This window comes from Pedobacter polaris, assembly GCF_005116505.1.
Lineage (GTDB): Bacteria > Bacteroidota > Bacteroidia > Sphingobacteriales > Sphingobacteriaceae > Pedobacter > Pedobacter polaris.
Genome location: NZ_SWBR01000001.1, coordinates 1167964 through 1182131 on the forward strand (window position 1 = coordinate 1167964; position 14168 = coordinate 1182131).

The following is a 14168-nucleotide window of genomic DNA, read 5'->3' on the forward strand; positions in this document are numbered from 1 at the left end:
ATATCTCTAGATTTTACATCTTCAAATTATTCCCAACTCTGCTGCTCTTATATTTATATGATAAATATAATCTTACTCTTTTTAAGGCAGACGTTTTCTAGGGATTGCCCAAATTTTACATCAACCAAACTTCCTTAAAATCTCTTTTATCTAATTTAGCAGTTCAATACAGATATTATGGAATCACTACAAGGAAAAAATGCTATAGTTACTGGAGCAGGTAAAGGTTTAGGTAAAGCAATCTCAATTGCACTAGCTCAAGAAGGGGTAAATGTTGGTTTAGTTGGTCGAACAGAAAAAGACTTAATCAACGTTGCAGATGAGCTACAAACTTATAATGTTAAAACGGTAATCGCTATTGCAGATGTGTCTGATATTGATGCAGTTAATTCAGCAGTTGGCAAAATAAAAACGGAACTTGGTGCTATTGATATTCTAATTAATAATGCGGGTGTTGGTGCCTTCGGTAAGTTTATGGAATTAGAACCGGCCAAATGGAAACAAATCATTGAAATTAATTTGTTAGGTGTTTATTATGTAACTCGTGCTGTATTGCCAGAAATGATTGAAAGACAAATCGGAGATATTATCAACGTATCATCTACAGCGGGTAAAAATGGAGCTGCGGTTACAAGTGCTTATAGTGCCTCGAAATTTGGGTTGATTGGTTTATCAGAATCTTTAATGCAAGAAGTGCGTAAACATAATATTAGAGTGAGTACCATGTTACCAAGTACAGTTGCAACAGATATGGCAATTGATTTGAAATTAACAGATGGAAATCCTGACAAGGTAATGCAGCCAGAAGATTTTGCTGAACTATTAATCGCTCAATTGAAATTAAATAGAAGAGTATTCGTTAAGGAAAGTGGAATTTGGTCTACAAATCCATAATAAAATTTTGTCATTCTGAGTTTCGAGGAATCTAATAGGTTCAATAAATTGAAGAGCCTTTTTCTGAGTCTCGAAACAGACTGCTTCACTCAGAATGACAAAATTTTCATCTCTTTTTAAGCGTGTTGTCCTTTGTGAATACCCTCTGCAAATTCTTCCACAATCTTATCATTAAATGCTGGTAAATCTTTTGGTGTGCGACTAGTTACTAAACCTTGGTCTACCACAACCTCCTCATCAGACCAATCTGCCCCAGCATTGATTAAATCTTGTGAAATATTTTTTACTGAGGTCATCCTTCTTCCTTTAACTACCCCCGCATTAATTAAGGTTTGTGGCCCATGGCAAATAGCAGCAACAGGTTTCCCAGCTTCGAAGAAAGCTTTTACAAATGCAATAGCATCATCGTTAACACGAAGTTGATCTGGATTAATTACTCCACCTGGTAAAACTAAACCGCTATAATCATCAGCATTTACTTCGCTTAACGTTTTATCAACATCAACCTCTATAGACCAATGGTCATGATTCCATGCTTTTATTTTGCCACTTTTAGAAGAAATAACATGTACAATTGCACCTTCTTCTTTTAATCTTTTTACTGGTTCAGTTAATTCAACTTCTTCAAAACCACTTTCTGATAGCACTGCAATAGTGCGATTACTTAATTGTCCCATAATTTTCGTTTTCAATAGAAATGATAAATTAAAGACAGCTATGGGGAATTATTGTTTTTAGAAATTTGAATTTAAAGGAGGATCCTTGTCTTTTTCGTCATATCGAACGAAGCGAAGTGAGGAGATATCTCTAACCTATTCCTCACTACCAAAACTTTGGCTTGTGCTAAAAACAATCAGATTTAGCTTTGCTTAACCCTTCGGGGTTCTCACCCGAGTAAGAATCGAGTTCGAATGACGTTGAAGAACAGACAGGCTTCTAATCATTCGTTCTTCTATACCGGATAAAGTATTGGGCTAAATTTAAAGCAATAAATACATGGTTAATTACATTTGGAATAACACCATAATAGTGACTAAGTATTTTAAAGCGTTCTGTTAAACTTGCCAAATGCTTTTTCTTAGACATCCCACCTACTAGATATTTGGCTACGTACATGTGCGTGTTTACCACGTTAGATGAATTTTTAGCTGCTTTAATTATCCAATCAATATCTGAGCTATACTTATAACGTAAATCAAAAGGCTCGGTTAAACTTCTTTTAATGTAAATAGCTTGGTGACTTACATTCATTCCGAATTTGAAACTATGCCAATCAAAATGCTCTGGAGCCCTATGTCTTCTTTGCCCTAAGCTTTTCCAATTTTCGTCGTACATTTCAGTTTCACCATAATAAATATCGCCCGATGGCGCAGATGCAAAAACATCTGTAACTGTTTCTGTAGCATAAATTTCATCCCCAGAATTCATAAACAGTACATAGTCACCTGTAGCTAAGGCTAAACCCTTGTTCATGGCATCGTAAATTCCTCTATCTTGTTCTGAAACGAATATGGCTAAACGATCTTTATACTTATCAATAATAGCTACTGTCCCATCATTTGAGGCGCCATCAATTATTATATATTCAATATTAGTATAAGTTTGATTTAATACCGAAAGCATAGTGCGCTCAATGTCTTTTGCATTGTTATATACTATGGTAATTACGCTAAGTTTTGGATTTATTGTCATTGGGGCAAAGCGTTAATTAGGGTTTGGTATAGTTCTTCATGTTTGTTGGCAATAACCGTTGGTGCAAACTGATTTAAAATAGTTCTTCTGGCTTCTTTCTGTATACTTTCTGCATCTTCATGCAAAAATAGCCATTCAATGCCATCTGCTAAATCCGATGATGATTTATAATCGGCTAAGTAACCATTTGCTAAGTGTTTTACCATATCTGGTATCCCGCCTGTTTTAAATGCCACCACTGGTGTTGCACAGGCTAGGCTTTCCATTACTGTATTTGGCAAATTGTCTTCAAGAGAGGGTAGAACAAAAACATCAGCGGCAGCATAACATTTGGCAAGATGATCATCTTTATTTATCGTTCCTAAAAAAGTTGTCTTAAAAGGAAATTCGGGCATATCCTTGGTGTCTTTGTTGCCAAAAATTACCAACTCAATTTGCTCTTTTGGAATTTCAGGTCTAGATGCCAATTCATTTAACGCCTCAATTAAATATTGAGTTCCTTTATGCTTGTCGTTTTTTGATGGCATAAACCCACTCATAATTACAAAATGATGCGCTGGTATTTTTAATATTTTTTTAGCTTCTGCCTTTACATAAGGTTTAAAAATTTCAATTTCAATTGTATTGGGTATTACAGCTACGCTTCTCATTCCCAACAAGCTGCTTTCCTTTACAGATTTTGCCATCCAATTACTCGGCGCCACAACGTGGAAATTTAATTCTGAATATGCTTTTTGTTTGCGAAGCCAGTTTTTATGAGAGATGTCATTTGGCCCATCAAACTTTAGCAATGGACAATTACCACATTGCTGATGAAAATGTTCGCAACTGTAGCGCACATGGCAACCGCCTGTAAAAGCATTGCTGTCATGAAAAGTCCATACTATTGGCTTGTCTAATAAATCTAACTCAGCTAAAAACTTTGGTGATAAAAAGCCATGATTAATCCAATGTAAATGAATGATATCAGCTTCTTTTAATTCTTTTATATGAATTAAAGATTTACCAAACCACTGCAAAGAGAAGGGAGTTTTAACAGCTTTTACAAATATTTTAGCAAGATATCGTTCTGCAATAATATTGAAAATAGCTTTTAATTTAGCAAAAAGACTTGTGCTTAAATTAGTGATTTTTGGGTTTTGACCGAATTTATAGTAAGCTAAAACCCTAGAATCTATCCCGTTTGCATTCAGCGAATCGCTTAAACGAAGGCATGCTCTTCCTGCGCCGCCATTTCCATCATAGGTATTTAAGTGTACAACTTTCAAATCAACCAAAAATACATTTAATTCAAGAAAACTAAATTGTTAATATTTGTTAAATTAACAATTGAACAATCTAACACTATAACAATTTTAATATTCATTATACTTTATGTTTCTTTGTTAAACATATGGAGAACCTTTTAACCGACAGAAATTTTTGGGTAAAATATTGGGAAAGTAAAACTGATTTATCAGTCGTTATACCAGAGAACTATACATTTCATCGCCAACTGGCGGATATTGTGAGCGAGAATAATGTAAAAACAGCAATTGAATTGGGAGGTTTCCCAGGTTATTATGCAGTGTTCTTAAAGAAATACCTGAAACTAGATGTTACGCTTTTAGATTATTTTGTTCATCCACCCATTACCCATCAATTGTTAAAAACAAATGGTTTAGCCGAAAACGATATTGAGGTTATTGAGGCTGATTTGTTTAACTATGAAACTCCAACACAATATGATTTGGTACTTTCTTGTGGTTTGATTGAACATTTTTTAGATACAGAAGATATCATTAAACGCCATATTGCCTTAGTAAAATCTGGCGGAACCTTATTTATTACCCTTCCTAATTTTACTGCAGTGAATGGTTGGTTTCAGAAAAAATTCGACAAGGAAAATTACAATAAACATAATATTGATAGCATGAATCCTGTTTTACTTGCTTCTATTTGCGAAAAAGCAGGGTTAAAAGAAGTAAAAGCAAGCTATTTTGGCAAGTTTAGTGTTTGGTTAGAGAATGAAAAACAAAAATCAATAGGAGTAAGATTATTCAAGAAATTTGTTTGGCTAACAGGAAAAGTGTTCACTAAAATTATTCCTTTTGAGAGTAAAAATTTATCTCCTTATATTATCTTAACAGCTAAGAAAATTTAAAGAACATGGCAATAAATTCAAACGATTAAAGCTGAAGGAAGCAAAAAAATAGGTTTCTTTTTACGTTAGTTCACTCTAGTTTATAAACTCCAAATTCACATAAAGCTATTGCCACAGGAGCTTTAAGCTTTACACGCATTTTATGTGTATTTACTGGATTACTTAACCTAACTAATCTTTTTGCACCAATACTTGCTCCAGCATAAACTTTTTTCCAGGTATTATTTTCAAAAATTTCAATGATAAAGCTATCAATTCTCTGTCCCAATGGGATGTATTCTTGTAAGCTAATCACATCAAAAGTCACATTTCTTTTAAAATCTACAATAAGCTCTGCTTGATGAGTTTGATCTGTAGTTGCCCAATAAGTTTTCTTATTGCGATCCTTTAATAAATTTACATTATACACTTTTCCTCGAGTATTGCTCGCTGAGAGGTCAGCATCTTTTAGCAAGTTTTCTGAAAAGGTTTTTTTAATAATATCTCCAAATTCTTTTAGGTTAGCAACATCATCTTCGTGTAACAGACCTCTTGTATCGGGAGCAAGGCCTAAATCTAAGGCAGCTCCTCTGCCTACACTTTTAAAATATAAATCTACCAACGAGCTTACGCTTTTTGGTTTTTCATCAGCATGAAAAAACCAGCCCTTCCTTAATGGTACATCACATTCTGCAGGCATCCAGAATTTACCATTTTTTATCCCGGCTGGGCTTTCCGGATAATTAGCTTGACCAGGAACCGCAACACTTACACCTTTTGGTGGCATTGGTGTAAAAGTTGCCCAACTTGTATCTGCTGCAAACCCATATTCATTACCAACCCAACGCACATCTAAGCCAACATCGCTAAATATGTTTGCCATTGGCTGCATCTCTCTAGTAATTTTCCAAGTGTTTTTCCAGTCGTAATAAGTTGTATTGTCAATGCTTCTTTTCTCTTTTGCACCGCCATAAAAACCATCACCACCGTTTGCCCCATCGTGCCAACTCATAAAAAGTTCGCCGTAATTGCTGTATAATTCTTTAAGCTGCGCTTGATAAATTTTCAGATATTCACTTGTACCGTATTTAGCATTATTTCTATCCCAAGGAGAGCAATAAATACCAAATTTTAATCCATGTTTGCGGGCGGCTAATTCCATTTCTTTAACCAAATCTCCTTTCCCGCTTCTAAAAGGACTTTTGCTAATGTTATAAGCTGTAGTTTTTGTTGGCCATAGGGCGAAACCATCATGATGTTTAGCAACTAAAATAATTCCTTTCAAACCCCCAGCTTTTGCTGCTTTTATAATTTGTTCAGCATCAAAATTATTCGGGTTAAATGTTTTAGGATCTGCATCACCATATCCCCATTCTTTATTTTCGAAAGTGGTTGGTGTAAAATGAACAAGCCCGTAACTTTCTATATCATGCCAAGCAAGTTGTCTCTGGGTTGGAACAGCACCATATTTTTTTGGTGGTGTTTGTGTAAAAGCAGAAAAGCTAATAAATAATAGAATTGATAAAATTGATCTCATTATTGCCTATTTATAATGCAAAGTACAAATATTAAACAAGAAATTTTTAAAGCTATTTAGAGAAGTACTGATGTAGTTTTTCTTTTACAAAACGTTTAATCCGGTTCACCATAGAACCTTTTCTATTTTGCAAAAATATTTTAATAGCGGTATATGCAGCTGTATTTTCTTCCAACAAGGTTGGAAATTCTTTGATAGGCTTAGGGTTGATAATCACGTTATAAATATCATTCATTCCGGAGTGAACACCAGTTCCATCGTGACCAATATTATTAACTAAAGATTGTGATGGATTTAGAGTTAATCCGCCTTTTAAGAAGATAGAAGCATACCACCTAATTGCCCAAGAATTGTTTTTACCTTTTTTAAAATCTTGCATCTGTTTCCAGAAGTTCATCGATTTATCGATAGAGAAGGCACTTCTCTTTTTGGCATCGAACTGCTTCATTAAAGTATTAATGTTCGGTTCGAAATTTTCCCAGGCCCTCTCCCAAGTTGCCCAGCCCCAACTTGTTGCTGCTCTGTAAAAGAAGCTTTCAGGTAAATTTTTATCGCTCAAAACATACATATAAGCACCAATATGCATAACTTTTTCTTCGTTGCGGTAACGATTTAAAGCTTCGTTAAAATAGGTTAAAGTAAATGGAGAAGAAATTAAATCATCTTCAAAAACAATAACTTGACCATATTCTTTTGTTAAACGAGATACGCCAGAAATTACAGAATTAGCAAGGCCTAAGTTGGTTTTACTTTCTATAATCTCTATAGATTTAAAGCCTTCGGTTTTTTTAATGAAATCCCTAACTTCTTTCACTTTGTCTTCATCTGCAGTAGTTTTTGCCCCATCAGAAAAAATAAATAGACGGCTTTCAGCTGCTAACTCGTTTTGTTTTAAAAACTTAACCGTACGCTCAGTATGTTGCGGGCGATTGTAAACGAATAAAGCAATTGGAGCAAGATTTTGCATATTGATAGAGTTAGATTCCTAAACAATTATCCGCCTTATAAAATATAGAAGTTGCTTTGTTGTAAAACAAGCCTGGCGAAATTCCTGTAAAGGGTAATTCTTTAAACCCTTTTTCAGTTAAAAATGTTCTGGCTTCCTGATAAATTTCTCTTTCAGAATCATCTAATACTAAAACACCATTTTCCGATAAGGCATCAATACTATTTTTACAACAGTTCACTCGATCTCTGCCATCAACAATAATCAAATCGAATTTCTCACCTAACAATAATGCTTTTTTGCTGTATTCACCACCTTTTTCTAAATGAGTAAATATCATTTCGGCATTAGCTGCTTTTTCCTTTACAATTTTGTTAAACCAAGCTTCGTCATGTTCAACAGAGACTACTCTTTTAACTCTTTTGGCATAAAACAAGGTTGAATTTCCCGAACCATATTCAAAGATGGAAAGGTCTTTGGTTAATCGGGTTTTAATAAAATCGATAAAGGAATAGGTAACCCATGGTAAAGGATTTCCAGATTCATCTACTGCTTGATGGGTATCAAATGCAGTGAACCAACCAATAGTAGATAGATAACCTTTGTGGCCATAAGATAATAATGCGCTAAGCCTTTTTGGCTTGCCAATTAATGTAGCTAATGCTTTTAGTTTACTCAACGTTTAAAAATTTTTTGAAATGCGGAGACCAAAAATAGTGATTTTAACATCATTATTCCCTGTGGTCTGGTTTTAGGGATGAAGAGAATTAAAAATGTAGCTGAAAAATAGGCAATTACAGTTGCGATTGCTGTACCCATCATTCCCATTTTTGGAATTAAAAGAAAGTTTAATGCAATGTTTATTATCGCTCCAAAACCAGTACGTGTAAAGGTTAGTTTACTATAACCCTCGGTAATTAAAAACTGGCTACTTGCCACACCTAGAAATACGAATAAACTCCCCCAAACATGAACAGCCAAAACAGGTGCTGCTGAAGCAAATTCTGGCTTAAAGAATTTATAAATTATAGGTGATGCAAGGCTGATGAATATTGCAAATGTCAAACTTAACCAAACCATTAAATCGAAAAGATTTTGAAGCCTTTTTTTGTAACGCTCTGGATCATCTCTACGGGCATTTAAGATTGCCGGAAAGAGTGAGCTTACAATGACTACCGGAACAAAGTTTAAAGCCTCACTAAACATTACAACAGTTGCGTAAGATCCTGAAGCTGCCGCTCCTTCTTCACCTAAAATCTCCTTAAGCATAATAACATCTATTTTCATGTATACAGAAACCATGATTCCAGAAATGATAAGTGGCCAAGATAAATTCAAGAGTTTTTTTGCTAGTTCTTTATCATAATTCCATTTAAAGATACTTAAGCCCCGCTTGCTATAAACGGCTAAATAACCAATTGAAACTAGTAAAATATCGAAGACATAGGCATAAATAAAATAAATCAGCTCTGCTTTGAAAAAGAAAATCAGTAAAAGCTTAATGCCTGCCGACAATATATTGCTAACAATCTGAACTTGCATGATATACTTTGACTTTACTTCAGATTGGAAATAAGAGTCGATGATTGTTAAAGATTGAAAAATTCCTGTAAAAGAAAGGATAAGGATAAAAAGATATGGAATATCTGACAGCGGAAAAAATAGCCAACTCAGGTAAATCAAAGGAAGGCAAAGCAATCCAGCTGAAGTTTTTAAGATAAATGAAGTTCCTAAAATGGTATCTCTTTTTTTAGGAAATTGGTGAAGCTCTTTTACAATGAAACTATCTAATCCTAAACTAGCTAATGCTGCAAATAAATAGATATATGAAGTAGAGGTATTAAAAAGCCCATTGTTATTTGGTAATAGAAAGTTAGCAACCTGAATGCTAGTTAACATTTTAATGGCCATGCTACCAATACGACCAAACATTAACCAACCTGTATTTTTTAAATACTTGTTAAATGCTTCTTCATCAAAACCTTTCAGAATGGGTAATTTCATTAGTACAAAGATGCAAAAATAAAAACGGTCATATTATGTTAATGGAGCACCAACTGCAACTGCACATTTATGTCCAGGTTGTCCATGTGCAGGGTTAAGCTTTTGACCTTTTTCATTTAAAACAGGAGCTTGGGGGGTAGCAGTTGCGGTAGGTTGTGAAACGGTGACTTGTGGTTTAACTGAAGCTTGAGCAGGCTTTGAATTTAATGGAGCGCCAACTGCAATATCGCATCTATGGTTTGGTTGTCCATGTGCGGGATTTAATTTTTGGCCTTTTGAATCTACTGTACCAGCGGTTGATTGAGGGGTGCTTGTTACAGCAGCTGTAGGCTGTGGCGATACAACTTGCGTAACAGTTGGTGTTGTAACTGCAGGCGCTGTATTTGCTTTTGTGCCAGCTTTTAATGGAGCACCTACAGCAATACTGCAATCATGTCCTGGTTCGCCGTGTTTAGGGTTTAAAAGTAAATTACTTTGATTTACAGGTACGGCACCTGTTGAAGTAACAGCTGGTTTTTGCAAATCGGCTAATCCATTTGGCGTTGCAGTATAATTTTGTGCTGGTTCTTGTTTTTTAGTGTTACAAGCAACCATACCTATTGCAAATAAAATATATAAGATCCTTTTCATGGCCTATTTCTTAAAATATGATAGATTTACTGGTGTAATTGAAAGCTATTTTCGATGCGCTTCAATTGCTTCAGGTGGTGGTTAAGATGCACTTCAATAAATCTCAACCATTGCTTTGCATTCAAATAACCTAACCTCGGATGTTTGACTTTTATTTTAGGATTTGCATTATTTACTAATGGGTAGAGTTTTAACAATTGTAATTCAAAATCTACTATAAATTGCTGAGCAGCCATTAAGTTAATCTTTTTTACTCTTTCTGCAAGTCGTTTTGGTACAATATATTTTTTTCCTGGAGGTAGTGCCCCGAAAAATAAAACAGCCTTGGTGCCAAAGTGAGTTGGTTTAATTTCTCCCTCACCTTTAATACAATTGTTTAATGCCATTAAGGAAAGTAAACTCGAATCGAAGATATGTGAGTAAACTTCACTATAACTCCAACCCCCAATTGGCGGAGTAAGTACAAAATCCTCTTCACCTTTGGTGGATAATTTTGTTTGGTATGCATTTACCACTTTTAGAATAGATTGGTGCACTTTGGCTATATTCATTCTATAAAGTTAAACTTTATTCTATTTAGAAATGATTGAGCAACTCTTCCAAATGTAAAATTTGCCATTCTATATCTGCTGGTTTCTCTACATTTAAAGGGTTAAAAAAAATGGCCTTCATTCCAAAATCTTGGGCACCACGAATATCGGCTTCAAGGCTATCGCCAATCATAATACTTTCTTCTTTTGTTGCGATGGCTTTTTCTAAAGCATGCTCGAAAATTCTTTTATTAGGTTTGTTTACACCAACATCTTCAGAGATAATAACATTGGTAAAATAAGGATTTAACCCAGAAAGATTCATCTTGGTTAGCGTAGTTTCCTTAAATCCGTTAGATATAATATGTAGTTGATACTTCTTTTGTAAATAGGCTAAAACCCTCTCTGCACCAGCAAATAAATTAGTTTTAGTAGGACTAATCTTCACATAGTCATCTTCAAATTGCTGTGGAACATGTTCTGGTTTGATACCTAATTCTAAAAATGTTTTTCTAAAACGTTCTTCTCTTAATTTTTCTTTGGTAATTTCTCCTAAATGATATTGTTGCCAAAGGCGATGATTATTCTCAGTATAAAGTTCAATAAAATCAGTCGACTTTAATCCCAAAGCTTTTAATTGGTATACTTCATAAAGTTCTAATAAGGTTTCTTGGGCATTGCGGTCAAAATCCCAAATGGTGTGGTCAAGATCAAAGAAGATATGTTTGTATTGCTGCAAAATATTAAAGTTTAATAATGGCAAAGGTAAGCCGTTATTTAGAAATAAGCGGTAACTTTTGTTTCGATTTCTAAAACGAGTTCCTCATCCATATATTGATAGTCATCCAGTATATTTAAAATAATCACTTCTTTTTCGGCCAAATAATCACTAAAATTCTCTGCTAATATTTGCTTATGCCTTTTCTCCATTACAAATATTAAATCTGCCCAACTAATTAGTTTTGAATTGATTTTTATTCTTGCAGAAGGTGATGTCCCAGCTGATTTTACTTGATGTAATGGATGATTTTGATAAATGGTTTCAGCCGTCGCACTTCGCCACTTGTTTCTACTACAAACAAAAAGAATATTCATGATTTATGCCTTAATCCCAAAAGCTAAATCTCCAGCATCACCTAAACCAGGAACGATGTAGGACTTGCTAGTCATTTCATCATCTATGGCGCCCAACCATAAATCTGCTTTGGGTAAGTTAGCTCTAACATGTTTTACTCCTTCAGTACTTGCAATTGCTGCAACAACATGTAGCTTTTTGATTTTGTAACGATTGATTAATTCCTTAGCGCAAAGTACCATGCTTAAGCCTGTAGCTAACATTGGATCTGCCAAAATTACAGTTTTACCTTCTAAATCTGGAGCAGAAATGTGCTCTATTTGGATAACGAAATCTCCATTCTTTTTCGTTTTACGATAAGCAGTAATAAAAGCACAATCTGCACGGTCAAAAACCTTTAGTAAGCCATCTTGCATAGGTAGCCCCGCCCTTAAAATGGTAGCTAAAACAGGTTGCTGTTTTAAAACCATACTCTTGGCAATACCCAATGGCGTTTGCGTTTCAATTTCAGTATAAGTTAAAGTTTTACTGATTTCATAAGCAAAAAATTCTCCCAATCGTTGCAGATTTTTACGAAACCGCATCGAATCCTTTTGGATATTTTCATCCCTCATTTCGGCAATGAAAGTATTAGCGATAGTATTGGTTTTACTTAGGTCGAAAATCATGGGCTGACTATTTGTATAAAATTAACATTTATCAGGCTATTTTTTAAAGCAAAATAGTTATATCTTAGTTTTTATCTTACTAAATCGTATTAGTAAGCCTAAAATTAACCAAATATTTATTCTTGTCTCCACTAGTGTATGAAAAATCTTAAGGGTAAAAAAGTTGTTTTCATGATTGCGATGATGTTGCTTTATGCAAGTACCAGTATCGTTAAAGCTCAAATTAAGCAAGTAAGTATCAATTCTGAATTAGAAAAAATGTTAACTATAGCTGATTTGCCAAAATACACAACTGCTAAAATTAGGCAGTTTTCATCTTATGATACAACAGGCAACAATGATGATGGTTTTAGTGGGAAATATTCTTTTTTGCGAAAAAATCCAGATAGCAGTCTGGTTATTTTTGAAGCAAGTGGCGCAGGTGTAATCAATAGGATTTGGACCCCAACCCCAACCAATGATAGCATAGATTTTTATTTTGATGGTAGTGAAAAGCCATCCTATACGATCAAATTCTCTGACCTCTTTTCTGGTAAAGTGTATCCTTTTAATCTTCCACTCTGTGGCAATCAAGTTGGAGGTTATTTTTGTTATTTCCCTATCCCTTACAAAAATGGGTGCAAAGTGGTTTTTAGAGGCAAGAAATTGGAGTTTTATCAAATCCAGTATAGCAATCTCTCCGCAGGTAGTGTTGGAAAAACATTTAATGGAAATTTAACAAAAGAAGAAAGAGAAACATTGGCTAAAGTTGCCAGTTCTTGGAATGACATCAAAAACGAAAAAATAAGTAAAGATAAAAATGTCCAAAAGCTTTCTATTGCTAAGACCATTAATGCAGGCCAAACCATATTACTTTCTTCCATTTTAAAGGGAGGAAGGATTGTTGGTTTTGAATTAGACAATGCCAAACAATATGAAAGCCTAACTAAACAAATTGATATTAAAATAACGTGGGATAATGAAGTAGAACCGGCAATCTATTTGCCCATAACAGACTTTTTTGGTTATGCTTTTGGTAAAATATCAATGCAAAGTTTAATACATGGCACAAAAGAAAATATAAATTATTGTTATTTCCCAATGCCATTTGATAAGGCGGCGAAAATAGAGATGATATATAGAACAGCTGGTGGAAAAAATGAACCGCTTCAAGTTTCTGGTAGGATTTATTATTTGCCACAGGTAAGAAACCCTAAAACAGAAGGTAAATTTTATGCCTATTGGAACAAAGACCTGCAAGCTCCGATAGGTAAACCGCATACTTTTTTACAAGGTAATGGTAGTGGCCATTATGTAGGTACCATATTACAAGCCCAAGGCTTAACACCTGGTATGACTTTATTTTTTGAAGGTGATGATTACACTGCTATTGATGGACAAACGACAGTGCATGGCACAGGTTCTGAAGATTATTTTAATGGTGGTTGGTACGCACTCTTAGATAGGTGGGATAGGAAAATGAGTTTGCCTTTACATGGTTCTTTAGATTATTCATTGCCATTTAGCCGCACCGGTGGATACAGATTATTTCTTTCTGATAAAATGCCATTTGCAAAAAGCATCAATCATACCATAGAGCATGGCCCAGAAAACAATAATAAGCCCGCAGATTATACTTCTGTTGCATTTTATTATGCGCCAAAATCTATTGCAACATCGGTAGTGCCCACAAATAAATTAAGCAAGGTTTTTTTACCAGATACCTTAATGGTTTATCCGCAGCTAATGAATTTTAGTTTTAATGGAAATATCACTGTAGATGGCAACAATCTAACGGCGAGAAATGGAGGTAGCCTACGGATTGATTTGCAGGAAATTCCGCAAGGAAAATATAAGCTTTATTTAGATGTAGAAACAGCACCAAACGGCGCCGATATTGTTTTTTGGCAAAGACAAACCCAAGTTAGTAAGGCAATTTCATTTTATAATACCACTAAAAAATTTGAAGCTAAAAAGTTTATTTGCGACTTGGATATTGATGAATTTAGAAATACATTAACCCTACAGTTTAAAGCAGACAAGGAAAGAAATAATATACATATTCATAGACTTATCTTGATTAAAAAATAG

At 34.5% G+C, this 14168-nt stretch carries 15 protein-coding genes; 3 read left to right on the plus strand and 12 right to left on the minus strand.

Annotation, left to right across the window (positions count from 1 at the left end; all coding sequences use genetic code 11):
* The first annotated feature begins 177 nt into the window (after positions 1-177).
* The gene (locus FA048_RS05230; protein ID WP_136839145.1) at positions 178-894 is read left to right on the plus strand and encodes a 3-ketoacyl-ACP reductase; all 717 of its coding nucleotides are present in this window, start codon (positions 178-180) and stop codon (positions 892-894) included.
* A 116-nt stretch (positions 895-1010) separates the two neighbouring features.
* Here the strand turns inward: FA048_RS05230 and FA048_RS05235 are convergent, their stop codons facing one another.
* From FA048_RS05235 to FA048_RS05245, 3 genes are all read right to left on the minus strand, one after another.
* On the minus strand, positions 1011-1571 hold the full coding sequence (locus tag FA048_RS05235; RefSeq protein WP_136839415.1) for a type 1 glutamine amidotransferase domain-containing protein: 561 nt from the start codon (positions 1569-1571) through the stop codon (positions 1011-1013).
* 259 nt (positions 1572-1830) lie between these two features.
* On the minus strand, positions 1831-2586 hold the full coding sequence (locus tag FA048_RS05240) for a glycosyltransferase family 2 protein (RefSeq protein ID WP_136839146.1): 756 nt from the start codon (positions 2584-2586) through the stop codon (positions 1831-1833).
* Positions 2583-3854, minus strand: a complete 1272-nt coding sequence (locus FA048_RS05245) for a glycosyltransferase family 4 protein (protein WP_136839147.1) — start codon at positions 3852-3854, stop codon at positions 2583-2585. The genes FA048_RS05240 and FA048_RS05245 overlap by 4 nt, the downstream gene beginning before the upstream one ends.
* Positions 3855-3979: 125 nt before the next feature.
* Here FA048_RS05245 and FA048_RS05250 point away from each other — a divergent pair, with 125 nt between their 5' ends.
* Entirely contained in the window at positions 3980-4729 is a 750-nt protein-coding gene (locus FA048_RS05250; RefSeq protein ID WP_136839148.1) for a class I SAM-dependent methyltransferase, read from the plus strand.
* A gap of 70 nt (positions 4730-4799) precedes the next feature.
* On the opposite strand, the gene FA048_RS05255 is transcribed toward FA048_RS05250, so the two are convergent.
* The 9 genes from FA048_RS05255 to upp are packed head-to-tail and all read right to left on the minus strand — an operon-like array spanning position 4800 to position 12098.
* Positions 4800-6245 carry an alpha-L-fucosidase gene (locus FA048_RS05255; RefSeq protein WP_136839149.1) on the minus strand — a complete coding sequence of 482 codons (1446 nt, stop codon included), beginning with the start codon at positions 6243-6245 and terminating at the stop codon, positions 4800-4802.
* A gap of 52 nt (positions 6246-6297) precedes the next feature.
* Complete coding sequence (locus tag FA048_RS05260; RefSeq protein ID WP_136839150.1) at positions 6298-7212, minus strand: glycosyltransferase family protein; 915 nt, start codon at positions 7210-7212, stop codon at positions 6298-6300.
* A 10-nt stretch (positions 7213-7222) separates the two neighbouring features.
* Positions 7223-7870, minus strand: a complete 648-nt coding sequence (locus tag FA048_RS05265; RefSeq protein ID WP_136839151.1) for a class I SAM-dependent methyltransferase — start codon at positions 7868-7870, stop codon at positions 7223-7225.
* The gene (locus tag FA048_RS05270; protein ID WP_136839152.1) at positions 7867-9195 is read right to left on the minus strand and encodes a flippase; all 1329 of its coding nucleotides are present in this window, start codon (positions 9193-9195) and stop codon (positions 7867-7869) included. The genes FA048_RS05265 and FA048_RS05270 overlap by 4 nt, the downstream gene beginning before the upstream one ends.
* A gap of 33 nt (positions 9196-9228) precedes the next feature.
* Positions 9229-9825: a hypothetical protein gene (locus FA048_RS05275; RefSeq protein WP_136839153.1), complete on the minus strand. Its 597-nt coding sequence runs from the start codon at positions 9823-9825 to the stop codon at positions 9229-9231.
* 26 nt (positions 9826-9851) lie between these two features.
* Positions 9852-10376, minus strand: a complete 525-nt coding sequence (locus tag FA048_RS05280; protein ID WP_136839154.1) for a DinB family protein — start codon at positions 10374-10376, stop codon at positions 9852-9854.
* Positions 10377-10401: 25 nt separating this feature from the next.
* Positions 10402-11094, minus strand: coding sequence for a YjjG family noncanonical pyrimidine nucleotidase (locus FA048_RS05285; RefSeq protein WP_136839155.1), 693 nt, complete (start codon positions 11092-11094; stop codon positions 10402-10404).
* A 38-nt stretch (positions 11095-11132) separates the two neighbouring features.
* Entirely contained in the window at positions 11133-11450 is a 318-nt protein-coding gene (locus FA048_RS05290) for a low molecular weight protein tyrosine phosphatase family protein (RefSeq protein WP_136839156.1), read from the minus strand.
* Between the two features lie 3 nt (positions 11451-11453).
* Complete coding sequence (gene upp / locus FA048_RS05295) at positions 11454-12098, minus strand: uracil phosphoribosyltransferase (RefSeq protein ID WP_136839157.1); 645 nt, start codon at positions 12096-12098, stop codon at positions 11454-11456.
* A gap of 138 nt (positions 12099-12236) precedes the next feature.
* Between upp and FA048_RS05300 the strand changes: the two genes are divergently transcribed.
* Positions 12237-14168 carry a glycoside hydrolase family 172 protein gene (locus tag FA048_RS05300; RefSeq protein WP_136839158.1) on the plus strand — a complete coding sequence of 644 codons (1932 nt, stop codon included), beginning with the start codon at positions 12237-12239 and terminating at the stop codon, positions 14166-14168.

Excerpts from the sequence above, each read along its gene's own strand:
- FA048_RS05235 (WP_136839415.1), bottom strand. The coding sequence starts at position 1,571 with ATGGGACAATTAAGTAATCGCACTATTGCAGTGCTATCAGAAAGTGGT.
- FA048_RS05280 (WP_136839154.1), bottom strand. The coding sequence starts at position 10,376 with ATGAATATAGCCAAAGTGCACCAATCTATTCTAAAAGTGGTAAATGCA.
- FA048_RS05240 (WP_136839146.1), bottom strand. The coding sequence starts at position 2,586 with ATGACAATAAATCCAAAACTTAGCGTAATTACCATAGTATATAACAAT.
- FA048_RS05290 (WP_136839156.1), bottom strand. The coding sequence starts at position 11,450 with ATGAATATTCTTTTTGTTTGTAGTAGAAACAAGTGGCGAAGTGCGACG.
- FA048_RS05270 (WP_136839152.1), bottom strand. The coding sequence starts at position 9,195 with ATGAAATTACCCATTCTGAAAGGTTTTGATGAAGAAGCATTTAACAAG.
- FA048_RS05230 (WP_136839145.1), top strand. The coding sequence starts at position 178 with ATGGAATCACTACAAGGAAAAAATGCTATAGTTACTGGAGCAGGTAAA.
- FA048_RS05260 (WP_136839150.1), bottom strand. The coding sequence starts at position 7,212 with ATGCAAAATCTTGCTCCAATTGCTTTATTCGTTTACAATCGCCCGCAA.
- FA048_RS05250 (WP_136839148.1), top strand. The coding sequence starts at position 3,980 with ATGGAGAACCTTTTAACCGACAGAAATTTTTGGGTAAAATATTGGGAA.
- FA048_RS05275 (WP_136839153.1), bottom strand. The coding sequence starts at position 9,825 with ATGAAAAGGATCTTATATATTTTATTTGCAATAGGTATGGTTGCTTGT.
- upp (WP_136839157.1), bottom strand. The coding sequence starts at position 12,098 with ATGATTTTCGACCTAAGTAAAACCAATACTATCGCTAATACTTTCATT.
- FA048_RS05300 (WP_136839158.1), top strand. The coding sequence starts at position 12,237 with ATGAAAAATCTTAAGGGTAAAAAAGTTGTTTTCATGATTGCGATGATG.
- FA048_RS05255 (WP_136839149.1), bottom strand. The coding sequence starts at position 6,245 with ATGAGATCAATTTTATCAATTCTATTATTTATTAGCTTTTCTGCTTTT.